General features: G+C 66.0%; 22 protein-coding genes. 18 read left to right on the top strand and 4 right to left on the bottom strand.

The features are described 5' to 3' along the window. Positions 1-61: 61 nt before the first annotated feature. Positions 62-1,126 carry a DNA-processing protein DprA gene (dprA, locus tag E2K76_RS07820; RefSeq protein WP_136683744.1) on the bottom strand — a complete coding sequence of 355 codons (1,065 nt, stop codon included), beginning with the start codon at positions 1,124-1,126 and terminating at the stop codon, positions 62-64. Positions 1,127-1,229: 103 nt separating this feature from the next. On the opposite strand from dprA, the gene E2K76_RS07815 reads away from it, so the two are divergent. Genes E2K76_RS07815 through E2K76_RS07805 form a run of 3 tightly spaced genes read left to right on the top strand, consistent with a single transcriptional unit; the run spans position 1,230 to position 3,084 of the window. Then, on the top strand, positions 1,230-1,922 hold the full coding sequence (locus E2K76_RS07815) for an energy-coupling factor ABC transporter ATP-binding protein (RefSeq protein WP_246032919.1): 693 nt from the start codon (positions 1,230-1,232) through the stop codon (positions 1,920-1,922). Further along, on the top strand, positions 1,916-2,515 hold the full coding sequence (locus E2K76_RS07810) for an energy-coupling factor transporter transmembrane component T (protein ID WP_136683742.1): 600 nt from the start codon (positions 1,916-1,918) through the stop codon (positions 2,513-2,515). The genes E2K76_RS07815 and E2K76_RS07810 overlap by 7 nt, the downstream gene beginning before the upstream one ends. Positions 2,516-2,535: 20 nt before the next feature. After that, the gene (locus tag E2K76_RS07805) at positions 2,536-3,084 is read left to right on the top strand and encodes a biotin transporter BioY (protein ID WP_136683741.1); all 549 of its coding nucleotides are present in this window, start codon (positions 2,536-2,538) and stop codon (positions 3,082-3,084) included. A gap of 25 nt (positions 3,085-3,109) precedes the next feature. Here the strand turns inward: E2K76_RS07805 and gltX are convergent, their stop codons facing one another. Further along, complete coding sequence (gene gltX / locus E2K76_RS07800) at positions 3,110-4,435, bottom strand: glutamate--tRNA ligase (RefSeq protein ID WP_136683740.1); 1,326 nt, start codon at positions 4,433-4,435, stop codon at positions 3,110-3,112. Positions 4,436-4,551: 116 nt separating this feature from the next. On the opposite strand from gltX, the gene E2K76_RS07795 reads away from it, so the two are divergent. Genes E2K76_RS07795 through E2K76_RS07780 form a run of 4 tightly spaced genes read left to right on the top strand, consistent with a single transcriptional unit; the run spans position 4,552 to position 7,319 of the window. Then, a complete protein-coding gene (locus E2K76_RS07795) occupies positions 4,552-5,247 on the top strand; it encodes a DUF484 family protein (RefSeq protein WP_136683739.1) in 696 nt (231 codons plus the stop codon). Continuing rightward, positions 5,244-6,155 carry a tyrosine recombinase XerC gene (locus tag E2K76_RS07790; RefSeq protein ID WP_136683738.1) on the top strand — a complete coding sequence of 304 codons (912 nt, stop codon included), beginning with the start codon at positions 5,244-5,246 and terminating at the stop codon, positions 6,153-6,155. The genes E2K76_RS07795 and E2K76_RS07790 overlap by 4 nt, the downstream gene beginning before the upstream one ends. Positions 6,156-6,192: 37 nt before the next feature. Beyond that, entirely contained in the window at positions 6,193-6,885 is a 693-nt protein-coding gene (locus E2K76_RS07785) for a CDP-alcohol phosphatidyltransferase family protein (RefSeq protein WP_136683737.1), read from the top strand. Continuing rightward, entirely contained in the window at positions 6,882-7,319 is a 438-nt protein-coding gene (locus E2K76_RS07780) for a GNAT family N-acetyltransferase (protein ID WP_136683736.1), read from the top strand. Before E2K76_RS07785 ends, E2K76_RS07780 begins: the two co-directional genes overlap by 4 nt. 26 nt (positions 7,320-7,345) lie before the next feature. Here the strand turns inward: E2K76_RS07780 and ileS are convergent, their stop codons facing one another. Then, positions 7,346-10,222, bottom strand: a complete 2,877-nt coding sequence (gene ileS, locus E2K76_RS07775; protein WP_136683735.1) for an isoleucine--tRNA ligase — start codon at positions 10,220-10,222, stop codon at positions 7,346-7,348. Positions 10,223-10,380: 158 nt separating this feature from the next. Further along, a complete protein-coding gene (wrbA, locus tag E2K76_RS07770; RefSeq protein ID WP_136683734.1) occupies positions 10,381-10,971 on the bottom strand; it encodes an NAD(P)H:quinone oxidoreductase in 591 nt (196 codons plus the stop codon). 158 nt (positions 10,972-11,129) lie between these two features. Here wrbA and E2K76_RS07765 point away from each other — a divergent pair, with 158 nt between their 5' ends. The 11 genes from E2K76_RS07765 to E2K76_RS07715 all read left to right on the top strand — a co-directional run bounded on the left by E2K76_RS07765 (position 11,130) and on the right by E2K76_RS07715 (position 24,102). Beyond that, a complete protein-coding gene (locus E2K76_RS07765; protein WP_136683733.1) occupies positions 11,130-12,527 on the top strand; it encodes a 2-isopropylmalate synthase in 1,398 nt (465 codons plus the stop codon). A 129-nt stretch (positions 12,528-12,656) separates the two neighbouring features. After that, positions 12,657-13,934, top strand: coding sequence for a PQQ-dependent sugar dehydrogenase (locus E2K76_RS07760; RefSeq protein ID WP_136683732.1), 1,278 nt, complete (start codon positions 12,657-12,659; stop codon positions 13,932-13,934). Between the two features lie 63 nt (positions 13,935-13,997). Beyond that, positions 13,998-14,984 carry a magnesium transporter CorA family protein gene (locus E2K76_RS07755; protein ID WP_136683731.1) on the top strand — a complete coding sequence of 329 codons (987 nt, stop codon included), beginning with the start codon at positions 13,998-14,000 and terminating at the stop codon, positions 14,982-14,984. A gap of 211 nt (positions 14,985-15,195) precedes the next feature. Beyond that, the gene (locus E2K76_RS07750) at positions 15,196-16,758 is read left to right on the top strand and encodes a 2-isopropylmalate synthase (protein ID WP_136683730.1); all 1,563 of its coding nucleotides are present in this window, start codon (positions 15,196-15,198) and stop codon (positions 16,756-16,758) included. Between the two features lie 263 nt (positions 16,759-17,021). Beyond that, positions 17,022-18,056, top strand: a complete 1,035-nt coding sequence (locus tag E2K76_RS07745; RefSeq protein ID WP_136683729.1) for a rod shape-determining protein — start codon at positions 17,022-17,024, stop codon at positions 18,054-18,056. A 10-nt stretch (positions 18,057-18,066) separates the two neighbouring features. Further along, positions 18,067-18,951 carry a rod shape-determining protein MreC gene (gene mreC, locus E2K76_RS07740; protein ID WP_136683728.1) on the top strand — a complete coding sequence of 295 codons (885 nt, stop codon included), beginning with the start codon at positions 18,067-18,069 and terminating at the stop codon, positions 18,949-18,951. Further along, a complete protein-coding gene (locus E2K76_RS07735; RefSeq protein WP_136683727.1) occupies positions 18,944-19,483 on the top strand; it encodes a rod shape-determining protein MreD in 540 nt (179 codons plus the stop codon). Before mreC ends, E2K76_RS07735 begins: the two co-directional genes overlap by 8 nt. Next, positions 19,480-21,432, top strand: coding sequence for a penicillin-binding protein 2 (gene mrdA, locus E2K76_RS07730; RefSeq protein ID WP_136683726.1), 1,953 nt, complete (start codon positions 19,480-19,482; stop codon positions 21,430-21,432). The genes E2K76_RS07735 and mrdA overlap by 4 nt, the downstream gene beginning before the upstream one ends. A gap of 1 nt (position 21,433) precedes the next feature. After that, positions 21,434-22,573 (top strand): rod shape-determining protein RodA, encoded by a 1,140-nt coding sequence (gene rodA, locus E2K76_RS07725; RefSeq protein WP_136683725.1) that lies wholly within the window; start codon positions 21,434-21,436, stop codon positions 22,571-22,573. Continuing rightward, positions 22,570-23,484: a 2-hydroxyacid dehydrogenase gene (locus E2K76_RS07720; protein ID WP_136683724.1), complete on the top strand. Its 915-nt coding sequence runs from the start codon at positions 22,570-22,572 to the stop codon at positions 23,482-23,484. Before rodA ends, E2K76_RS07720 begins: the two co-directional genes overlap by 4 nt. A gap of 78 nt (positions 23,485-23,562) precedes the next feature. Next, positions 23,563-24,102 (top strand): SH3 domain-containing protein, encoded by a 540-nt coding sequence (locus E2K76_RS07715; RefSeq protein WP_136683723.1) that lies wholly within the window; start codon positions 23,563-23,565, stop codon positions 24,100-24,102. Position 24,103: the final 1 nt, after the last annotated feature.

Below are 24,103 nucleotides of genomic sequence, written 5' to 3'. Positions count from 1 at the left end.
TCACCCACCCATTTTTCTTTGCTCGACAGCGCGGCTACATGGGGATGAAGCCACGGGTTTGTCAACCGACCCGCGCAAGCAGCCCTCCGGCCTGACGTTCTATCACCCCGTCCAGTTCCAACGACAGCAGTGCCGTGGCCAGCGTTTCGGCAGGCAGGCCAAGGTCGCGGATCAGCTGATCCTCGGCCACCGGGCTGGGACCAAGCAGCGACAGGATGCGCCCGTCCAGTGGGCCGGGATCGACCTTTGGCGCGGGCTGCTCCAGCGGCAGCGGGCGCTGCACATGGCCCGTCCCCTCGATCACGTCGGCAGCGGACCGGACAAGGATCGCCCCTTCGCGGATCAAGAGGTTGCAGCCCGCCGCACGCGCATCGAACGGATGGCCCGGCACGGCGAACACGTCGCGCCCCTGATCCAAGGCGTTGCGCGCAGTGATCAGGCTGCCCGACCGCGCCGCCGCCTCCACCACCACCACGGCGCGGGAAATCCCCGACACGATTCGGTTGCGCAGCGGAAAATGCCGCGCCTGCGGCTCGGTCCCCGGCGGCTGTTCGGACAACAGGCAGCCCTTTTCGGCGATCCGCGCATGCAGCCCCGCGTTTTCCTGCGGATAGACGACATCCACCCCGCCGCCCAGAACCGCGACCGTGCCGCTGTCCAGCGCCGCCTCATGCGCTTCGGCATCAATGCCGCGCGCAAGGCCGGAGACGACGACATGCCCCGCCTCGCCCAAGGACCACGCCAGTTTCCGCGCCATGCGGATGCCAAGGCTGGAGGCGTTCCGCGCGCCCACCAGCGCCACCATGGGCTGCGACAACAGCGACACATCGCCGATCGCCCAAAGCACCGCGGGCGCATCCGGCAGGTCCGCCAGCGATCCGGGATAATCCGCATCCCCGAAACACAAAAGCCGCGCCCCCGCCGCGTGACCCTTGGCGATTTCGGCCCGCGCGACGCCCTCGGGGCAGGCCTCGTATCCCGACACCCCCGCCGCCCGCGCGATGCCGGGCAGCGCGTCCAGCGCCGCCGCCGCACCGCCATGTTCCGCCAGCAGCCGGTGGAACGTCACCGCCCCCACCCGGCGCGAGCGAATCAACCGCAGCATGTTCAGCGCATTCTGTTCCATCGCCTTTCATTCCCGCGCGAAGGTTAACCCGGCGTTAACGCCCGCCCGCTTGAACCCGCCCGACGTAAAGGGGAATATGCCCGGATCGCAGCAGGGCCCGAAGATGATCCACCTCGAAGACGCAACCTTCGCCATACAGGGCCGGACGATCCTGCACGGCATCTCGGCCCGATTGGACGAAAGCCGCATCGCGATCATCGGACGCAACGGATCGGGCAAGACGACGCTGCTGCGGTTGATGGCGGGGCTGATCGCACCGACTTCGGGGCGGGTGACGGTGGACGGCACGGCGCCGGACAATCGCCGCGCGATGCTGTCGCGCATCGGAATCCTGTTCCAGAACCCCGACCACCAGATCCTTTTCCCCACCGTGACCGAGGAACTGTCCTTCGGCCTGCGCCAGATGGGCCGGGACACCGCCGCCGTGACGACGCTTCTGGCTGCCGAAGGCCGCAGCCACTGGGCGGACGCCCCGACGCAAAGCCTGTCGCAAGGGCAGAAGCAATATCTGTGCCTGATGTCGATCCTGTTGATGGGGCCGGAGACGATCCTGCTGGACGAGCCGTTCGCGGGGCTGGACCTGCCGACGCAGGCGCGGCTGGCGCGGCGTCTGGCGGCGCTGCCGCAGCGGTTGATCACCATTACCCACGACCCGGCGGCGACGGCGGGATGCGAGCGGGTGCTCTGGATCGACGAGGGGCGGCTGAGGATGGATGGCCCGCCGGGCACCGTCCTGCCCGCCTTCTCCGCCGAAATGGCGCGTTTGTCCGAAGATTCGGACGCGCTGCTGTGCTGAGCCTCACCTCGCCGATCCGCACGCCGTTCCACCGCATCCCGGCAGGGCCGAAACTGCTGGCGCTGCTGCTGGTGGCGGGGGGGACGATGGCGCTGGCGGACCCGGTGCCGCTGGCGGCGCTGCTGCTGGCAGTGGCGGTGCTGTTCGCGGCGGGGGGCGCGGGTTTCGCGCGGCACGGCCTGCGGGTGATGCGGCCCGTCCTGCCGTTGGTGGCGGTGCTGATGGCGTGGCACCTGTGGCTTCGCGCGCCCGAAGCGGGGCTGGTGATGATCCTGCGGATGCTGGTGGCGATGGTGGCGGCGAACCTCGTCACCATGACGACCCGGCTGGACCAGATGATCGCCGTTGTGCAGCGCGTCGCCGCCCCCCTGCGCCATATCGGCCTGCGCCCCGAGGCTCTGGCGCTGGCCATCGCGCTGATGATCCGCTTCATCCCCGTCATGTCCACCCGTGTCGCGCAGATCGGCGACGCATGGCGCGCCCGCTCGCGCCGCCGCCCCGGCTGGCGGATCGTCATGCCCGCCGCGCTCGCCGCGCTTGACGATGCCGAGCAGGTGTCGGAAGCATTGCGCGCACGCGGCGGGCTGTCATGAAACCGTCGCAAGGAGGATACATGGAACGCAACCTTTCGATGATCGCGCTGTTCGCCGCGCTGATCGCGGTTCTGACGCTTGTGCCGCAGATCCACCTGCCCTTCGGCGTGCCGATCACGGCGCAGGGGCTTGGCATCATGCTGTGCGGCACGGTGCTGGGTGCAAAACGCGGGGCGCTGGCGGTGCTGCTCTATCTGGCGGTGGCGGCGATGGGCCTGCCGATCCTGTCGGGAGGACGCGGGGGCCTTGCACCGTTCTTCGGGCCGTCGGCGGGCTTCCTGATCGGCTTCCCGGTCGCGGCCTTCGTCATCGGCTGGATCGTGGAACGCTGGCGCGCGGGGATCGGCACGGTGGCTTTCGTCGCCTCGGTCTTCGGGGCGATCCCGGTGCTCTATGCCTTCGGGATCACCGGATTGGTGCTGTTCGCCACCAAAGAGACGTCCTTTGCCACCGCGACCGCCGCGATGGCGGTGTTCCTGCCGGGCGACATCCTGAAGGCGGTGCTTGCGGCGGCGATCACCCGGTCGCTGGCCCGTGCCCGTCCGCAGGCGATCCTGTCGCGCGCATGAAAAAGGCCCCCGCGGGGGCCTTTTCTTATTCCTTCGCCCGGACCCGCTGCAAAAGCGGCATCACGTCCGACATGTCCGGCCCATGCGCCTGCCCGGTCAGAGCCTTGCGCAGCGGCATGAACAGCCCCTTGCCCTTGCGGCCCGTCGCCTCCTTCACGGCGGCGGTCCATTCGCCCCATGTGGCGGGCGTGAACGGCCCCTCGGGCAGCAACGCCAGCGCCTGAGCGACGAATTCGGCATCCTCGGGGTCGATCTGCGGCTCGGCCCCTTCGTGGAACAGCTGCCACCAGCCCTTCAGATCGTCCAGAACCGTCACGTTGTCCTTGGCGACACGCCAGAAGCCTTCTGCCAGCGGGGCGGGAACGCCGATCGCGTCGATCTTCGGCGCGACTTCCTCGAAGGACAGCCCCTGCACCCAGGTCTTCGTCAGCGGGAACAGATCCTCGGCGTCGAACTTCGTCGGTGCCGCGCCAAAGGAACCGATTTCGAACCCGGCGATCAACTCATCATGGCTGCGGGCGACCTCGATGGGCTTGGACGAACCCAGACGCGCCATCATCGACAAAAGCGCCATCGGCTCCACCCCGCGCGCACGCAGATCGCGCAGCGACAGGGTGCCAAGCCGTTTCGACAGCGCCTCGCCCTGCGGGCCGGTCAGCAGTGAATGGTGCGCGAAATCGGGAGGCGTGCCGCCCAGCGACTTCATGATCTGGATCTGCGTCGCCGTGTTGGTGACGTGATCCGCCCCGCGCACGATGAACGAAACGCCCATGTCGATGTCGTCCACCGAAGACGCGAAGGTATACAGCACCTGCCCGTCCGCGCGGATCAGCACCGGGTCCGACACCGACGCCGCGTCGATGGAGATCGGGCCGAGGATGCCGTCCGTCCACTCGATCCGCTCCTGATCCAGCAGGAAGCGCCAGTAGCCGCCATCCTTCTCGCGCAGACGGTCCTTTTCCTCGGCCGTGAGCTTCAGGGCGGCGCGGTCATAGACCGGCGGCTTGCCCATGTTCAGCAGCTTCTTGCGCTTCAGGTCCAGATCGGTCGGGGATTCGAAGCACTCATAGAACCGCCCCGCATCCTTCAGGTGCTGCGCCGCCTCGGCATACCGATCAAGCCGCGCCGACTGCGTCTCCTCGCGGTCCCAGGTCAGGCCCAGCCATTCGAGGTCTTCCTTCAGCGCGTCGACATATTCCTGTTTCGAGCGTTCCTGGTCCGTATCGTCCAGCCGCAGGATGAAGGTGCCGCCGGCCTTGCGGGCGATCATCCAGTTCATCAGCGCGGTGCGCAGGTTGCCCACATGGATATAGCCGGTGGGGGAAGGGGCGAAACGGGTGACGACGGTCATGGAAAACTCTCCGGTTCTTCGCGCGAACCTGTTTCACAGAAGGCCCGCCTTGTCCACCATTGCGGCAAAGGGCTTCCGCCGTTACCCTGCGCCAAAACAAAAGAACGAGAGCAGGCATGTCAGACCCCATCCTTGCGCAGCTGCGCGAGCGGATCATCTCGGCCCCCGAACTGGTGCTGGAGGATCGCGACGTGATGCGCGCGCTGATCGACGCGACGGACAACGCGCGCGGCACCAACGTGATCGACATGCGCGGCATCGCGATGGAACGGCTGGAGACGCGGCTGGACCGGCTGGAGGATACCCACCGTTCGGTCATCGCGGCGGCATACGAGAATCTTGCCGGCACGAACCAGATCCACCGCGCGATCCTGCAGCTTCTGGACCCGCACAGCTTTCCGGCGCTGCTGACCATGCTGTCGGGCGATTTGTCGGACACGCTGCGGGTCGATCACATGCGGCTGGTGCTGGAGACGTCGCAGGATGCGGACCCGGCGCTGACCAAGCTGGACGTTCTGCGGATGGCGCAGCCGGGGCTCATTGCCGATTACGTCGCGGGCGGGCGGTCGATGCGCGACCGCCGCGTGACCCTGCGCCAGACCGATCAGGGCTCCGAAGCCGTCTATGGCGATCACGCGGGCTGGATCCGGTCCGAGGCGCTTCTGGTGCTGGATCTTGGGCGCGGGCGGCTTCCGGGGATGCTGGCGATGGGCTCCGAAGACCCCGAACAGTTCAAGGCGACCCATGGCGCCGACCTTCTGACCTTCTTCGCCGGCGTGTTCGAGCGCGTGATGCGCCGCTGGCTGTCATGAGCCTTGCCATCCCCCCGGCCGCGCGCGACGCGATGGGCCGGTGGCTGCTGCATCTGAGCAGCCTCGACGGCGCATCCCCGGCGACGGTGAAGGCTTACGGCGCGGATGTGACGCGCTGGCTGGACTTTCTTGCGCGCCATTGGGGCGAAGGCTACGGCATCCCGGCGCTGATCGCGGTGCCGCAGGGCGACATCCGGGCATGGATGGCATCCGAACGCGCCTCGGGTCTGGGGTCGCGGTCGCTGGCGCGGCGGCTTTCGGCGGTCAAGAACTTCACCGACTGGCTGGTGGAACGGCATGGGGGCGATGCGACCGTGATGCTGTCGGCCCGCGCGCCGAAATACCGCCGTTCGTTGCCACGCCCCCTGCCCGAAGCCGCCGCGCGGGAAATGATGACCGAGGTGGCCCACCACCCCGAGGAGTGGATCGCCGCCCGCGACCAGGCCGTCGTCACGCTGCTTTATGGTTGCGGGCTGCGCATATCCGAGGCGCTGGCCCTGACCGGGACCGCCCTGCCCGAAGTGCTGCGCGTGACCGGCAAGGGTGGCAAGGAACGACTGGTCCCTACCCTGCCCGTCGCGCGCGAGGCGGTGGCCCATTACGTCCGCCTGTGCCCCTTCGATCTGACGACCGGGCCGACCTTCCGCGGCGCGCGGGGCGGGCCGCTGAATGCGGCCATCGTCGCGAAGGCGGTGGCGCAGGCCCGCGCGCGGCTTGGTCTTCCAGCTTCGGCAACGCCGCATGCCTTCCGCCACTCCTTCGCGACCCACCTTCTGAACGCGGGCGGCGATCTGCGCACCATCCAGACATTGCTTGGCCACGCCTCGCTTTCCTCGACCCAGGTCTATACTTCGGTGGACAGCGCGCGGCTGATGGAAGTCTATTCTCGCGCCCATCCGCGCGCCTGACTTGCCACCCCTGCCCCGAAAGGCCATCATCCCCGCCATGGATCTTCGCATCAAAGCCCTCTCCGTCCACCTTCTGACCGCCACCGGCGCGGTCCTGTCGATGCTGGCCATGCTTGCCGCGGTCGAGGAGAAGTGGTCCCTGATGTTCCTGTGGCTGGTGGTGGCGCTGATCGTCGACGGGATCGACGGCCCGCTGGCGCGGCGCTACGACGTGACGCGGAACTGGCCGAATTATGACGGCGTCCTGATGGACCTGATCATCGACTATCTGACCTATGTGTTCATTCCGGCCTATGCCCTGTTCAAATCGGGGCTGCTGGAAGGGTGGGAAGGCTGGCTCACGATCATCCTGATCGTCTACGGCTCGGTCATCTATTTCGCCGATACGCGGATGAAGACCAAGGATTACAGCTTTGCGGGTTTTCCCGGCTGCTGGAACATGGTCGTGCTGGTCCTGTTCGCGATCAAACCGGGCGAGATGGTGATCCTGCTGATCTCGCTGGCGCTGACGGTGGCGATGTTCCTGAACCTGAAGTTCATCCACCCCGTGCGGACCGAACGCTGGCGCTGGCTGTCCCTGCCGATGGCGATCGCATGGACGCTGTTCGCGGGATGGGCGGCGTGGGTCGACTTCCATCCACAAAGCTGGGCGCATTGGGGGCTGGTCGTGACCTCGGTCTATCTGCTGTTCGCCGGCATCGTGCAGGAACTGTTCCCCAAACGGGCATGATACGCCCCGCCGTTCCGCAGGACGAGCCCGCCATCCGCGCCTGCGCCGAGGCGGCCTATTCCGGCTATATCCCGGCGATTGGACGCAAGCCCGCGCCCATGCTTGCGGATTACGCGGCGCTGATCGCGGACGGTGCGGTTCATGTCGCTGCGGACGGGGATGTGCTGGGGTTCATCGTCCTCCATCCCCATGACGATAACATGCTGCTGGAAAACGTCGCCGTCCTGCCCGAGGCGTCAGGGCGCGGCATCGGCAAGGCGCTCGTGGCGTTCTGCGAGGCCGAAGCGCGGCGGCGCGGCCTCGCCTCGGTTCGGCTTTACACCAACGCGGCGATGGTGGCGAACCTGTCGATCTATCCACGCCTTGGCTATACGCGGACGGGCTGCCGAACCGAGGATGGGTTCGACCGCGTCTTCTTCGAAAAGCGGGTGTGAAAAAGGCCCCTCGCGGGGCCTTTCCGTCACAGGACGCTGTCGCAGCGGGCGCAGGTTTCGGGATGCTGGTGCGTGCCCACATCCGGCAGGATCTGCCAGCAGCGGGCGCATTTATGCCCCTCCGCCTCGCGGAATTCCACTGCGACGCCCGGAACGTCCGGCAGGGTGAACCCCTCGCCCGCGCCTTCCAGCACCAGACCCGAGGTGATGCAGATTTCCGCGAAATCGACCGAGGCCAGCACCCCGCGCAGATCGTCCGCCACCCGCACCACCGGCGCGGCCTCAAGGCTGGCACCGATGACCTTGGCGGTGCGCTGCACCTCCAGCGCGGCAGTCACCACGCGGCGGGCGGCGCGGATCGTCTGCCATTTCGCAGCCAGTGCCTCGTCCAGCCATGCGGCGGGCGTTTCCGGCATGTCCAGAAGATGCACCGAAGACGCATCGCCGGGGAAGCGCGACAGCCACACATCCTCGGTCGTGAAGACCAGAACTGGGGCCAGCCACGTCACCAGACGGTGGAAGATCAGATCCAGCACGGTCCGCGCCGAACGGCGGCGCAGGCTGTCCGGCCCGTCGCAATAAAGCGCGTCCTTGCGGATGTCGAAATAGACCGCCGACAGGTCCGTCGTGCAGAAGGTGAACAGCTTCTGGAACACGCCTTGGAAGTCGAACGCCTTGTAACCCGCGCGCACCTCGGCATCCATCTCGGCCAGACGGTGCAGCACCCAGCGTTCCAGCTCCGGCATATCCGCAGGCTCGACCCGCTCGGCCTCGTCGAAGCCCTTCAGCGCGCCCAGAAGGAACCGCAGCGTGTTGCGAAGACGGCGATAGCTGTCCGCCGTGCCTTTCAGGATTTCTTTCCCGATGCGCTGGTCGGCGGTGTAATCCGCCTGCGCCACCCACAGCCGCAGGATATCGGCACCGTATTCCTTGACGATCTGCTCCGGCACCACGGTATTGCCAAGCGATTTGGACATCTTCATGCCCTTCTCGTCCAGCGTGAAGCCGTGGGTCACGACATTGCGGTAAGGCGCGCGCCCGGTCGTCCCGCAGGCTTGCAGAAGCGAGGAATGGAACCAGCCGCGATGCTGGTCGGTCCCTTCCAGATAGACGTCCGCGATTCCGTCCGCCGTCCCGTCCGCCCGGTCGCGCAGCACGAAGGCATGGGTCGAGCCAGAGTCGAACCACACATCCAGCACGTCGAAGACTTGGTTGTAGTCGTCCGCCCGATCGCCCAGCACCTGCTGCTTGAAGCCGTCCTTATACCAGACATCCGCGCCTTCGGCCTCGAACGCCGCGACGATCTTCGCGTTCACCTCGGCGTCGCGCAGCAGGAAATCCGCATCGTCCGGCTTCGCGCCGACCTTGGTGAAGCAGGTCAGCGGCACGCCCCATGCGCGCTGGCGCGACAGAACCCAGTCGGGCCGCGCCTCCATCATCGAATGCAGACGGTTGCGCCCCGAAACGGGGGTGAACTTCACCAACCGCTCGATCGAGGCCAGCGCCCGTTTGCGGATCGTGTCGCCATATTCGCCCATGCCATCGTCCAGCGGCCGGTCGATCCCCGCGAACCATTGCGGCGTGTTGCGGAAGATCAGCGGCGCCTTCGAGCGCCACGAATGCGGATAGGAGTGCTTGACCTTCCCCTTTGCCAAGAGCCCACCCGACGCCGCCAGCGCCTTGATGTTCGACACGTTGGCCGGGCCTTCCTTGCCTTCGGCCGTGATGATGTGCTGCCCGCCGAACAGCGGCAGGTCCGCGCGATAGGAGCTGTCCTCGGTCACGTTATAGGTCATCGGCAGGCCGAATTTCAGCCCGAGCTGATAGTCGTCATCGCCATGGCTGGGCGCGGTATGCACGAACCCCGTCCCCGCCTCGTCCGTAACGTGATCGCCCGGCAGCATGGGGACGTCGTAATCCCATTCGCCATTGCCGCCCTCGATCCCGCGATAGGGGTGGGCAAGGATCACATCCTCGAATTCGGAAGCCGCCACATCGCGAACACGCTCGAACGCCGCGACCTTGCCCTGCGCCATCACGCCTTCGGCCAGCCCATCGGCCAGCACCAGCATCTCGCCCGGCTTCGCCAGCGCGTTCTCCGCCACCTCGCCGACGCGATAGAGGCCATAGCCGATGCCCGGTCCGAAGGCGACGGCCCGGTTCTGCGGAATGGTCCACGGGGTGGTGGTCCAGATGACGACGGACACATCTTCGCCCGAAACCGTGCCGCGGAACCGCACCCAGATCGTATGGCTGGTATGGTCGTGATACTCGACCTCCGCCTCGGCCAGCGCGGTCTTTTCGACCGGCGACCACATCACGGGTTTCGAGCCCTGATAGAGCGTGCCGTTCATCAGGAACTTCATGAACTCGTCGGCGATCACCGCCTCGGCGTGGAAGTCCATGGTCAGGTAGGGGTCGGCCCAGTTGCCGGTAATGCCAAGGCGCTTGAACTCGTCGCGCTGGATGTCCACCCAGCCCTTGGCAAAGGCGCGGCACTCCTGACGGAAATCGACGATGTCCACGGCGTCCTTGTCCAGCCCCTTGGCGCGGTATTGCTCCTCGATCTTCCATTCGATCGGCAGCCCGTGGCAGTCCCAGCCGGGAACGTAACGTGCATCGAAGCCCATCATCTGGTGCGAGCGGACGATCATGTCCTTGATCGTCTTGTTCAGCGCGTGGCCGATATGCAGATGCCCGTTGGCATAGGGGGGGCCGTCATGCAGCGTGAAGGGCGCGCGGCCCGCCTTTTCCCGCAAGCGGTCATAGATGCCGATCTTTTCCCAATGGGCCAGCCATTCGGGCTCGCGCTGCGGCAGGCCGGCGCGCATGGGAAAGTCGGTCTCTGGCAGGAAAACGGTGTCGCGGTAGTCGGGCGTGGCGGTCGGGGCGGGCGTCGTCATTCGGGTCGGTCCTTCGGGAATAATGCGTGGGGGCCATGCAAGCGAACCCGGCGGCTGAAGGCTACTCAGCGCGCCGGGCGGCTAATTCGAAGGATCGCGATGCGATATTTCATGCCCCGGCTTATACGCGCGGGGCATGTGGCGGTCCAGAGCCCGCGTCAGCCGCGGATCTTGCCCGCAAACTCGATCAGACGGCGGGTCTGGTGGCCGATTGCAGTCTTCGCATCCTCGGTGAACTCGTCGCCCTGGGTGTGGCTGTAGCCATAGGGGTTGCCGCCCGACTTCGCGATGGATTCGTCGGTGAAGCCCGGCGCGACGATCACGGCGCCCCAATGCATGAACGTGGTGTAAAGGCCAAGGATCGTGGCCTCCTGCCCCGCATGGCGCGATTGCGACGAAGACATTGCGCTGATCGCCTTGTTCGCCAGCTTGCCGGTGAACCATGCGCCGCCCAGCGTGTCGATGAACGCCCGCACCTGGCTGGACGCCCCGCCGAACCGGGTGGGCGAGGAGAACAGATACGCATCCGCCCATTCCATATCCTCGACCGTGGCGACCGGGATGTCGGCAGTGCGTTCGGCCTGTGCCTTCCACGCGTCCTGGCCGTTCACCACCGCTTCCGGCGCGGTTTCGGCGATGCGCAGCAGGCGGACCTCAGCCCCCGTCGCGCGCGCGGCCTCGGCGGCGATTTCCGCCATCTGGTGGTTGGTGCCGTAGGTGGAGTAGAACAGAATCGCAAGCTTCGTCATGGTCTTGTCCTTTGGATGTTCCTTGGCCGAAGACCTAGCCCCGCCGATTGCGAAACACCATTCGCCAAATCCGCAATGTATCTGTGCAAAGCTGCACGGGTTGCACGAACCCGACGATTTCACTAGGTCTTGGCCCGAAAACTCCCGGAGGTGATGGCATGGCAAAACGGTTCTGGATCGGCGGCATCCTTGCGATCGGCCTTGCCCATATGTCCACCGCGCAGGGCGCGGTCGAGACGAAACAGTATGACGACGGCTCGGTCTATGAGGGCACGTTCCTGAACGGGCTTCAGCATGGAACCGGCACCTACCGGCTGCCCAGCGGCTATGAATACACCGGCACTTGGGAAAACGGTCAGATCAGCGGCAAAGGCACCGCCCGCTATCCCAACGGTTCGGTCTATGAGGGCGATTTCGTCGCCGGCCGCCCCGAGGGTCGCGGGAAGATTACCTTTGCCGACGGCTCGACCTATGAGGGCGACTGGCTGGCGGGCGAGCGGACGGGCGAGGGCGTTGCGACCTATGCCGACGGCTCGACCTATACCGGCGGTTTCGCGGGCGGGCGCCAGGAAGGACGCGGGCGCATCCAGACCCCCGACGGCTATGTCTATGACGGCGAATGGCTGGACGGGGCCAAGGAAGGCAATGGCCGCATCACCTATTCCAACGGCTCGGTCTATGAAGGCGCGCTGGTCGGCGGGCAGCCCGAAGGTCAGGGCAGCCTGACGACCACCGAAGGGCTGCGCTATGTCGGCGGCTGGACGGGCGGCCAGATCAACGGCACCGGCAAGCTGACGCAGGCGAATGGCGACATCTATGAAGGCCCGCTGGAGAACGGCCAGCGTCATGGCGTCGGGCGCGTGACCTATGCCAATGGCGACACCTATGGCGGGCAGTTCGTGCATGACCAGCGGCAGGGCAAGGGCGTCTTCACCCGCAAGGACGGCTATTCCTATGACGGCGACTGGGCCGAAGGCCGGATCGAGGGTCAGGGCCGCGCCAGCTATGCCGACGGTTCGACCTATCAGGGCGCTTTCGCGGGCGGTCAGCCGCAAGGCAAGGGCAAGATCACCTATGCCGACGGATCGACCTATGACGGCGACTGGGTGGAGGGGCGCATCGAAGGGCAAGGCCGTGCCGATCACGGCGGCACCGTCTATGAGGGCGCCTTCGTGCAGGGCAAATACGAAGGCCGCGGCGTGATGACCATGCCCGACGGATACCGCTATGACGGCGACTGGAAGGCGGGCGAACGCGAGGGCACCGGCACCGCGACCTATGCCGACGGAATGATCTATACCGGCGGCTGGGCGAAAGGCCTGCGCGAGGGCCAGGGCGAGTTGAAGCGCCCGGACGGTTATCATTACATCGGCGGCTGGAAGGCCGGGCAGTTCGACGGCACGGGCAAGCTGACCTACGCCACCGGCGACGTCTATGAAGGCGAGTTCGCGGCCAACCGCCCGCACGGGACCGGCACCCTGACCTATGCCTCCGGTCAGGTCAGCAGCGGCACATGGTCCGAAGGAATCCTGACCTCTCCGGCAGAGGCGCAGTAGCCGCCCCTGCGGCCGCGCCCGAGCGGGGGCTCGATGCCCCCCGAGGGCGCCCCACCTGCGACAATCGGCCACCGCAACCCAAAGCAGACGCGCGCGTTGACCTCGGACCCGACACATCCCGGAGCTTCCATGTCACGCATTGCGCTTCTGCTCGCCGCGACCATCCTCTCCACCTCCCCGCTTCTGGCCCAGCAGACCGGCAATGCCGTTCCGCAGGATCAGGCCGACGGCAGCGCCCCCGCCTCGGGCGCAGCCGATACGCCCGCGGGCCAGCCGGTCGAAACCGCGGCCCCCAACGCCCCCGACCAGCAGCCCGCCTTCGAAGGTCAGACCCGCGCGCCGCAGCCCGAACAGACCGCGACGGTCGCGACCGAGGTCGTCGCCCAAGGTCTGCCCCACCTTTGGGCGATGGAGTTCCTGCCCGATGGCCGGATGCTCGTCACCGCCAAGGAAGGCGCGATGCACATCATCGCGGACGGCACCCCCGGCCCCGCCATCGCCGGCGTGCCGGAGGTCGATTTCGGCGGCCAAGGCGGCCTTCTGGACGTCGCGCTGGGCAATGACTTCGAAGAAAACGGAACCATCTTCTTCTCCTTCGCCGAACCGCGCGAGGATGGGAACGGCACCGCACTGGCCAAGGCGCGGCTGGTCGAGGATGGAACCAACGCCAGCCTCGAAGATGTCGAGGTGATCTTCAGCCAGCGCCCCACCTATGACGGCGACAAGCATTTCGGCAGCCGCATCAACATCGACGAAAACGACGTGGTCTGGCTGACCGTGGGCGAGCGTTCCGACGAAGAGCCGCGCATTCAGGCGCAGGATCTGGGCAGCCATTTCGGCAAGGTCATCCGCATCAACACCGACGGCACCCCGGCCGACGGCAACCCGTTCGTCAACGAAGAAGGCGCGATGCCCGAGATCTGGTCCCTCGGCCACCGCAACACCCAGTCCGCCGCGCTGGACAGCGAAGGCCGCTTCTGGATGGTCGAACACGGCCCGAAAGGCGGCGACGAGTTGAACCGTCCCGAGGCAGGCCTGAACTACGGGTGGCCAGAAGTCACCTATGGCATCGAATATTCCGGCGATCCCGTGGGCGAGGGCATCACGCAGCGCGAAGGCACCCAGCAGCCGATCTATTACTGGGATCCCGTCATCGCCCCGTCGGGCATGGCCTTCTATGACGGCGAGGAGTTCCCGGAATGGAACGGCGCGGCCCTTGTCGGCGGCCTCGTGTCCACCGGCGTCGTGGTGCTGCATCTGAATGGCGACAGCGTGGCATTCGAGGAACGCATCCCGCTGGATGCCCGCGTTCGCGATGTGCGCGTCGGCCCGGACGGCGCGATCTATGCCGTGACCGAGGATCGCGACACCGGATCGTCCGAGATCGTGCGCATCACCAAGGGATAACCCCTTGCGCGAATCTGCGCGACGCGGTCTGAAGCCCCCGCAAACACCTGCGGGGGCTTTGGCATGATCGAACACCACTTCCTGACGCCGCAGGGCCTCAAATCCGTCGAAGGTGCCCCGCCCTCCGCCGAAGGCATTCTCTGGGTCGATCTGTGCAATCCCACCCGCTGGGAAGAAAAGCTGATCGAGGACCGGATGGGTGTGCAGGTTCCCACCCGCGCGGAAATGGCCGATATTGAGGATTCGTCCCGCCTTTACGTCGAAGGCGACGCGCTGGTGATGACCGCTGTGGTGATCGAAGGCGTGCAGGACGGCCGCCCGAAACGCGCGCAACTGACCTTCGTGCTGCTGCCGCATGTGCTGATCACGGTGCGCTACACCAACCCCCTGCCCCTGCGCACCGTCGCCGCCCGCATCGCCCGCGCCCCGCATGAATGCGACACGGCCCCACGCCTGATGGCGACGATCCTCGAAGCCGTGGTCGAACGCATCGCAGACGTGCTGGAGCAGACCTCGGCGGACCTGTCCGACCTGTCGGACACGATCTTCTTCACCGAGGAGGAAAGCGCCCGCAAACCCAAGCCCGGCCATGACCTGCAATCGCTGGTCCGCCGCCTTGGCCGCAAAAGCCGCACCCTGTCGATCCTGCGCGAAAGCATGCTCTCGCTCGATCGGCTGATCCCGTTCCTGCGCACCGCCGGGTCCAAGGAAAGCGACCGCCCGACCCCGAAAGGCACCGCACGCCTGAAAGGGATCGAACGCGACCTGCGGTCCCTGTCGGCCTATGAATCGCAGGTCGAACAGGAACTGACCTTCCTGCATTCCGCCACCATCGGCCTGATCGGGGTGGAGCAGAACCAGATCATCAAGGTCCTGTCGGTCGCGACCGCCCTGTTCCTGCCGCCCACGCTGGTCGGCACCATCTATGGCATGAACTTCCGCAACATGCCGGAACTGGACTGGCGCTATGGCTATCCGCTGGCCATCGCCGCGATGGTGCTGTCGGCGCTGCTTCCCTATATCTGGTTCCGCCGGAAAAAGTGGCTCTAGGGCAGAAAAGCTGTCCTTTATTTGGGGTTGCATGGCCGCGCATGCCGCCTATAGTCCGCCCCATGGCACGGGACCAACATATCGCATTCGGCGCAAGCGCCCTGATCCGCACCCGCGGCCTGCTTCTTCTTACTCTGCTCTGAGCGTGCCCCCGGGCGCGAACGCTCAGAGGTATCAGCGCCCGACCTACCGCTGACCAGAGAGAAGCACCATGCAAGACAAAGTATTCATCTTCGACACCACCCTGCGCGACGGCGAACAATCCCCCGGCGCGACGATGACCCATGCCGAAAAGCTGGAAATCGCCGCCATGCTGGACGAAATGGGCGTGGACATCATCGAGGCTGGCTTCCCCATCGCCTCCATCGGCGATTTCGAGGCTGTGTCGGAAATCGCCAAGAACTCGAAGAATTCGGTGATCTGCGGCCTGTCCCGCGCGAATTTCAAGGACATCGACCGCTGCTGGGAGGCGGTGAAACACGCCGCCCGCCCGCGCATCCATACCTTCATCGGCACCTCGCCCCTGCACCGCGCGATCCCGAACCTCGACATGGACCAGATGGCCGAACGCATCTTCGAGACCGTGACCCACGCCCGCAACCTGTGCGACAACGTGCAATGGTCGCCGATGGATGCGACGCGGACCGAGCATGACTATCTGTGCCGTGTGGTGGAAATCGCGATCAAGGCGGGCGCGACCACGATCAACATCCCCGACACCGTGGGCTACACGGCGCCGCGCGAATCCGCCGCCCTGATCCGCATGCTGCTGGAACGGGTGCCGGGCGCGGACCAGATCATCTTCGCCACCCACTGCCACAACGACCTGGGCATGGCGACCGCGAACTCTCTGGCCGCGGTCGAAGCTGGCGCGCGCCAGATCGAATGCACCATCAACGGTCTGGGCGAACGCGCCGGCAACACCGCGCTGGAGGAGGTCGTGATGGCCCTGAAGGTGCGCAACGACATCATGCCCTATGCCACCGGGATCGATTCGACCAAGCTGATGAACATCAGCCGCAAGGTCGCGACCGTCTCGGGCTTTCCGGTGCAGTTCAACAAGGCCATCGTCGGCAAGAACGCCTTCGCGCACGAATCCGGCATCCATCAGGACGGGATGCTCAAGAACGCCGAGACGTTCGAGATCATGCGCCCCGCCGATGTGGGTCTGTCCGAAACCTCGCTGGTCATGGGCAAGCATTCGGGCCGCGCCGCACTGCGCGCCAAGCTGAAGGATCTGGGGTTCGAGCTGGCCGACAACCAGCTGGCCGATGTCTTCGTGCGCTTCAAGGCACTGGCCGACCGCAAGAAAGAAGTCTTCGACGAAGACCTGCTGGCGCTGATGCAGGATGCCGACACCTCGGCGGCTTATGACACGCTTCAGATCAAGCGGCTGCGCGTCGTCTGCGGCACCGAAGGCCCGCAAGAGGCGGAACTGACCCTGTCCGTCGATGGGGTGGAGCATACGGTGGATGCGACGGGCGACGGCCCGGTGGATGCGGCCTTCAACGCGGTCAAGATGATCTTCCCGCACGAGGCGCGGCTGCAGCTTTATCAGGTGCAGGCGATCACCGAAGGCACCGACGCGCAGGCCACCGTGTCCGTCAGGCTGGAGGAAGACGGCAAGATCGCGACGGGTCAGGCCGCCGATACCGACACGGTCGTCGCCTCGACCCGCGCCTATGTGAACGCGCTGAACCGTCTGATTCTGCGCCGCCAGAAGACCGCGCCGGATCACGATGTGAAGTCCGTCAGCTATCGCGACGCGGGTTGACCCGGTTTTTTCACCTGCTCGCACAAGCGTGACGACTTTACTTTTTGCGACTTTTTCTGCGCCGATCTTGACGATTGGCGTAGAAAACCTAGGGAAATACGGCAATCTTGCGTCTTTTCGACTTGGGCGAAACCCTGCCGGGGGGCCGTTTGCGCCACCACAGCCGCCGAACCCCTACTTCCGCTTGCAAGGCACCCTTTCTATAAGGAACCGCCCGCGAACCGCGCGAGTCGCGGGCCTTCTTTGCGTAAGGACAGGACCGGATGGCTTTTGGTGGAATCTTCTCGTCGGACATGGCGATCGACCTTGGAACGGCGAACACGCTGGTCTACGTCAAGGGCCGCGGGATCATCCTGAACGAGCCGTCGGTCGTCGCCTATCACGTCAAGGACGGCAAGAAGCAGGTCCTGGCCGTGGGCGAGGATGCCAAGCTGATGCTGGGCCGCACCCCCGGCAGCATCGAGGCGATCCGCCCGATGCGCGATGGCGTCATCGCCGATTTCGACACTGCGGAAGAGATGATCAAGCACTTCATCCGCAAGGTCCACAAGCGCACGACATTCTCCAAACCCAAGATCATCGTCTGCGTCCCCTATGGCGCGACGCCGGTTGAAAAGCGCGCGATCCGCCAGTCGGTCCTGTCGGCGGGCGCCCGCCGCGCGGGCCTGATCGCGGAACCCATCGCTGCGGCCATCGGCGCGGGCATGCCCATCACCGATCCCACCGGCAACATGGTGGTCGATATCGGCGGCGGCACGACCGAGGTTGCGGTGCTGTCCTTGGGCGACATCGTCTATGCCCGTTCCGTCCGCGTCGGCGGTGACCGCATGGACGAGGCGATCATCGCCTATCTGCGCCGCCACCAGAACCTGCTGATCGGTGAATCCACCGCCGAACGGATCAAGACGTCGATCGGCACCGCCCGCATGCCCGATGACGGGCGCGGCGCGTCCATGCTGATCCGGGGCCGCGATCTGCTGAACGGCGTGCCGAAGGAAACCGAGATCAATCAGGCGCAGGTGGCCGAAGCCCTTGCCGAACCCGTCCAGTCGATCTGCGACGCGGTGATGCAGGCGCTGGAAGCGACCCCGCCGGATCTGGCCGCCGACATCGTGGACCGCGGCGTGATGCTGACCGGGGGCGGTGCGCTTCTGGGCGATCTGGATCTGGCCTTGCGCGAACAGACGGGCCTGTCCATCTCGGTCGCGAACGAGCCGCTGAACTGCGTCGCAATGGGCACCGGCAAGGCGCTGGAGTATGAAAAACAACTCCGCCACGTGATCGACTACGACAGCTGAGAGGGCCAGCGTGGCAAGGGACCGCAACGGACCGGAACAGTTCACCCGCCCGCTGCGCCGCATCCTTGTCGGCGGGATGGTTCTTCTGCTTCTGGCGATCTTCATGATCTGGCGTATCGACAGCCCGCGCGTGGAACAGCTTCGCGCGGCGCTGATCGACCGTTTCGTGCCGGGTTTCGGCTGGGTCATGGTGCCCGTGACCAAAGCCACCGACATGGTGGACAACTTCCAGTCCTATACCCGCATCTATGAACAGAACCAGGAACTGCGGCGCGAATTGCAGCAGATGCGCGCGTGGAAGGAAGCCGCGCTGCAACTGGAACAGCAGAACGCGCGCCTGCTGGAGCTGAATCAGGTGCGGCTGGACGCCAAGCTGACGCATGTGACGGGCGTGGTTCTGGCGGATTCCGGCTCGCCCTTCCGCCAGTCGGTGCTGCTGAACGTGGGCCAGCGCGACGGCATCCGCGACGGTTGGGCGACGATGGACGGTATCGGTCTTGTGGGCCGCATCGCAGGCGTCGGCAGCCAGACCAGCCGCGTGATCCTGCTGACGGATTCCAACAGCCGCGTGCCGGTGGTGGTGCAGCCCTCGGGGCAACGCGCGCTGCTGACGGGCGACAATTCGACCGGGCCGCTGCTGGAGTTCCTCGACAAGCCCGATCTGGTGCGTCCGGGCGATCGCGTCGTAACCTCGGGCGATGGCGAGGTGCTGCCCGCCGACCTGTTGGTGGGAGAGGTCGCGCAATCCCCCGACCGCCGTCTGCGCGTGCGCCTTGCCGCCGATTACGGACGGCTGGAATTCCTGCGCGTCCTGCGCAGCCACGAGCTTGCACCCCTGACCGATCCGGGCGGCCTCGTGGCCCCGCCCGTCACCGCCGAGGCGGGAAATGGTTGAAGGCGCGCACGCAAGGCTGTGGCTGTTCCGGTCGGCCTATGTGGTGATCGCGCTGGTTCTGGTCGTTGCGCGGCTGCTGCCCTTGGGGCAGGCGCCGGGCGCGTGGCCGGGGCCGGACGTGCTTTTGTGCTTCACGCTGGCATGGATGCTGCGGCGGCCCGACTACATGGCGCCGTGGCTGATCGCGCTGATCGTGCTGGCAGAGGATCTGCTGCTGATGCGCCCGCCGGGGCTGTGGACCGCCGTCGTGGTGCTGGCGACCGAATTCTTGCGCAGCCGCACCGCATTCACGCGCGAGCTGACCTTTCCCGCGGAATGGGTGCTGATGTCGGGCACGATGATCGCCGTCGCGCTGGCCTATCGTTTTGCCTTCGGCATCGCCTTCCTGCCGCAGCCGCCCTTCGGCTTTGCGATGATGCAGGTCGTGGCGTCGATCCTGTGCTATCCTTTCGTCGTCTGGATTTCGGTCATGGTCCTCAAACTCCACAAGCCCGCCACCGGCGAGGTCGACGCCTATGGGAGACGGATGTGAAACGCAGCGCCCGCGACACCGACGACAGCAGCCGCACCATCACCCGCCGCGCCCTGTTCATGGGGGGCGCGATGTCCGCCGTGGTGGCCGTTCTGGGCGCAAGGCTGCGGTATATGCAGGTCGATCAGGCCGACCAGTTCCGCATGCTGGCCGAAGAAAACCGCGTGTCCATCCGGCTGATCCCGCCGAACCGGGGTCAGATCTTCGACCGCAACGGACGGCTGATCGCGGGGAACGAACAGAACTACCGCGTGGTCATCACGCGCGAGGATGCGGGCGATGTCGAGGAGGTCATGCACCGTCTGGCGCAGGTCATCCCGCTGCCCCCCGAAAGCATCCGTCACAGCATCGAGGAATCGAAGAAACGGTCCGCCTTCGTGCCGATCGTGGTGGCCGACCGGATTTCGTGGGACGACATGTCCAAGGTCGCGATCAACGCCCCCTCGCTTCCCGGCGTCACGCCCGAGGTGGGCCTGTCGCGCGCCTATCCGCTGGACACCGATTTCGCGCATATCGTCGGCTATGTCGGCCCGGTGTCGGACCGCGACCTTGCCGCGCAGGAAGCGCCCGATCCCCTTTTGCAGATCCCGCAGTTCCAGATCGGCAAGATCGGGGTGGAAACCTGGATGGAGGACACCCTGCGCGGGTCCGCAGGCAACCGCCGGATCGAGGTGAACGCCGTCGGCCGCGTGATGCGAGAGCTTGACCGGATCGAGGGACAGGCAGGGGCCGACCTGCGCCTGACCATCGACGCCGAGGTGCAGAATTTCTGTCAGGCGCGTCTGGGCAGCGAAAGCGCATCCGTTGTGGCCATCGACGTCACCAACGGCGATCTTCTGGCCGTCGCCTCGGCCCCGTCTTTCGATCCGAACCTTTTCGTGCGCGGCATAAGCTATCGCGACTATGCCGTGCTGACGGAAAACGACCACCGCCCGCTGTCGAACAAATCGGTGCAGGGGGCCTATCCGCCGGGATCGACCTTCAAGATGGTCACCGCCATCGCGGCGATGGAGGCGGGGATCATCAACGCCAATACCACCGTCTATTGCCCCGGATATTACGAACTGGGCGGGCGGCGGTTCCACTGCCATTCGCGTGGCGGGCACGGGCATGTGAACCTCGACACCGCCTTGGGCAAAAGCTGCGACGTGTATTTCTATGACGTGTCGCAAAAGGTCGGCATCGACAAGATGGCCGAGGTGGGGCGCAAGCTGGGGCTGGGCGAACGGCACGACCTGCCCATGTCCGCGATCACCGAAGGCATCATGCCCGACAAGGCGTGGAAATCGGAGCGCTACGGTCAGGAATGGCGGATCGGCGATACGATCAACGCCTCCATCGGGCAGGGTTACGTTCTGGCCTCGCCCCTGCAACTGGCGGTGATGACGGCGCGGATCGCTTCGGGACGGCAGGTGCTGCCGCGTCTGGTGCGCATGATCGGCGATCAGGAGGTCCCTGCCCCGGAAGCCGCCCCGCTGGACATCGCCCCAGCATGGCTGCGCGCCGTGCGCGAGGGGATGCACACCGTGTCGAACAAACAGCACATGACCGGCTATTCCAACCGGATCGTGGACCCCACCATGATCATGGCCGGCAAATCAGGCACCAGTCAGGTCCGCAACATCACCGCCGCCGAACGCGCGCGGGGGGTGATCTCCAACGACCAGCTTCCGTGGAACCGGCGCGACCACGCGCTGTTCGTCGGCTATGCCCCCTATGACAACCCCAAGGTCGCGGTGGCCTGTGTGGTGGAACATGGCGGCGGCGGGTCCACCGTCGCGGGGCCGATCGTGCGCGACGTTCTGATCCGTATTCTGGCCGGAAAGATGCCGCCGCTGACCGCCTATCCCGAAAGCCAGCGCGCGCGGATCGAAACCGCGCTGTCGGAGCTGAAGCTGCGCGATTTCGGCGGGCCTCTGGCCACCGTGGCCTCGAACTCGCGGGCGTGACATGAGCTTTCTTGAATATCGCCTTCAGACCGTGCCGACGGGGCTGCGCAAGGTCCTGCACCTGAACTGGGCGCTGATCCTGCTTTTGACCGCCGTCTGTTCAGTCGGCTGGCTGATGCTCTATTCCGTGGCGGGGGGCGATCTGTCCACATGGGCCGAGCCGCAGATGAAGCGTTTCGCCGTGGGCCTGACCATCATGATCGCGGTGGGCTTCGTGCCGATCTGGTTCTGGCGCAACATATCCGCGGTGGCCTACCTGATCTCGGTCGGGCTGCTGGTGACGGTGGACCTGATGGGCCATGTGGGGATGGGGGCGCAGCGCTGGCTGAACCTTGGCTTCATCATGCTGCAACCGTCCGAGTTGATGAAGATCACCTTGGTTATGATGCTGGCGGCCTATTACGACTGGCTGCCGACGCAGAAGACCTCGCGCCCGCTTTGGGTGATGATCCCGGTGCTGCTGATCCTGCTTCCCGTGGCGCTGGTTCTAGTGCAGCCGGACCTTGGGACCGCGATCCTGCTGATGGGCGGCGGGGCGGTGGTCATGTTCTGCGCGGGGGTCAGCTGGATCTATTTCGCGGTGGTCATTGGCGGCGCGGCGGGGCTGATCGCCGCCGTGCTGGCCAGCCGGGGCACGCCGTGGCAGATGCTGCGCGATTACCAATACAAGCGGATCGACACCTTCCTCGACCCCTCGACCGACCCTCTGGGCGCGGGATACCATATCAGCCAGGCCAAGATCGCGCTCGGCTCGGGCGGCTGGACGGGGCGCGGATACATGCAGGGCACGCAAAGCCGGCTGAACTTCCTGCCCGAGAAACACACCGACTTCATCTTCACGTCGCTGGCCGAGGAGTTCGGCTTCGTCGGTGCCTGCTCGCTTCTGGTGCTTTATGCGCTGATCATCGCCTTCTGCATCTCGTCCGCGATCCAGAACAAGGACCGTTTCGCCTCGCTCGTGACGCTGGGCATCGCGGCCAGCTTCTTCTTCCTGTTTGCGGTGAACATGCTGATGGTGATGGGCTTTGCCCCGGTCGTGGGCGTGCCGCTGCCGCTTGTAAGCTATGGCGGATCGGCCATGATGGTGCTTCTGACCGCGTTCGGCATCGTGCAGAGCGCCCATGTCCACAGGCCGAGATGATCGTTTACTTCGCAGCAGGGGCCAAGGCGTGGCCCGAATATGAAGCCCCGCTGACAAAGGCGCTGGCGGGCACCGGCGCGACCATCGTGACCGAGGCACCCGATCCCGCGGCGGTGGATTACATCATCTTCGCCCCCGGCGGCGATATCGAGGATTTCACCCCCTTCACCCGCGCCAAGGCGGTGCTGAACCTTTGGGCTGGAGTGGAAAAGATCGTCGGCAACCCGACCCTGACGCAGCCGTTGTGCCGCATGGTGGACCCCTCGCTGACCGAGGGGATGGTTGAATGGGTGACGGGCCAAGTGCTGCGGTTCCATCTGGGGCTGGACCGTTTCATCGCCCGCGCGCCGCATTGGGACCAACATGTCCCACCGCTGGCACGCGAGCGTCCGGTGGCAGTGCTGGGTATGGGCGAGCTGGGCGCGGCCTGCGGGCAGGTGCTGGCCGGGCTGAACTTTCCCGTCACAGGCTGGTCTCGCACCCCGCGCGATGTGCCGGGCATCCGTTGCCTGTCGGGCGATGTCGGCGATGCGCTGGACGGCGCGCAGATCGTCGTCCTGCTTCTGCCGAACACGCCCGATACGCAGAACGTGCTGAATGCCGAAACGCTGGCACGGCTTGCCCCCGGTGCGGCCGTCATCAACCCCGGTCGCGGCCCGCTGATCGACGATGACGCGCTGCTGGCGGCGCTGGAAAGCGGGCAGGTCGCCCATGCGACGCTGGATGTGTTCCGCCAGGAACCCCTGCCAGCGGAGCACCCTTATTGGCACCACCCGAACGTCACCGTGACGCCGCATGTCGCGGCCTCGACCCGCGCGTCCGGCGTGTCGCACAGCATCGCCGAAAACATCCGGCGCGGCGAGGCGGGCGAGCCATTCCTGCATCTGGTGGATCGCACGCGCGGGTATTGATCTGGAAAGATCGCCCGCAGGGTGATTAGTTACGCGCGAAAGGCGGGCATAAGACCCGCGAAGGCAAAGGGCAGACCGATGAAACGCTTTCTTCGCATCGCGGCGCTGGCGGCGCTGATGGGCAGCGCGGCGCTGGCGCAGGAAACCGGGGCCGAGGACCCGCCCACCGAAGGGGCCGAGCATGACCCGAACCGGGGCGCGGTCACCAACCTGCCCCTGCCCCGCTATGTCACGCTGAAGACGAACGAGGGCAATGCCCGGCGCGGCCCCGGCCTGACCCACCGCATCGACTGGGTGTTCAAGCGCGACGGCATGCCGCTGAAGCTGACCGCCGAACACGGCCACTGGCGCCGGGTCGAGGATGCCGAGGGTGCGGGGGGCTGGATGCATTACGCGCTGCTGTCCGGCGTTCGGTCCGTCCTGATCGCGGTCGATCTGGCCGAGTTGCACTCCCGCCCCGGCGACGATGCCCCGGTGGTGATGAAGGCCGAACACAACGTGCTGGCGCGGCTGATGGAATGCGATCCCGACTGGTGCCGCCTGAACATCGAAGGCACGCGCGGCTGGGTCCGCAAGGCCGCGCTTTGGGGTGTCGATCCGGGCGAGATCGTCGAGTAAC

The sequence above is a fragment of the Falsirhodobacter xinxiangensis genome (assembly GCF_004959935.1).
Classification (GTDB): Bacteria; Pseudomonadota; Alphaproteobacteria; order Rhodobacterales; family Rhodobacteraceae; genus Falsirhodobacter; species Falsirhodobacter xinxiangensis.
The sequence above is the reverse complement of the archived record's forward strand: the minus strand, read 5'-3'. Positions and strand labels throughout refer to the sequence as shown.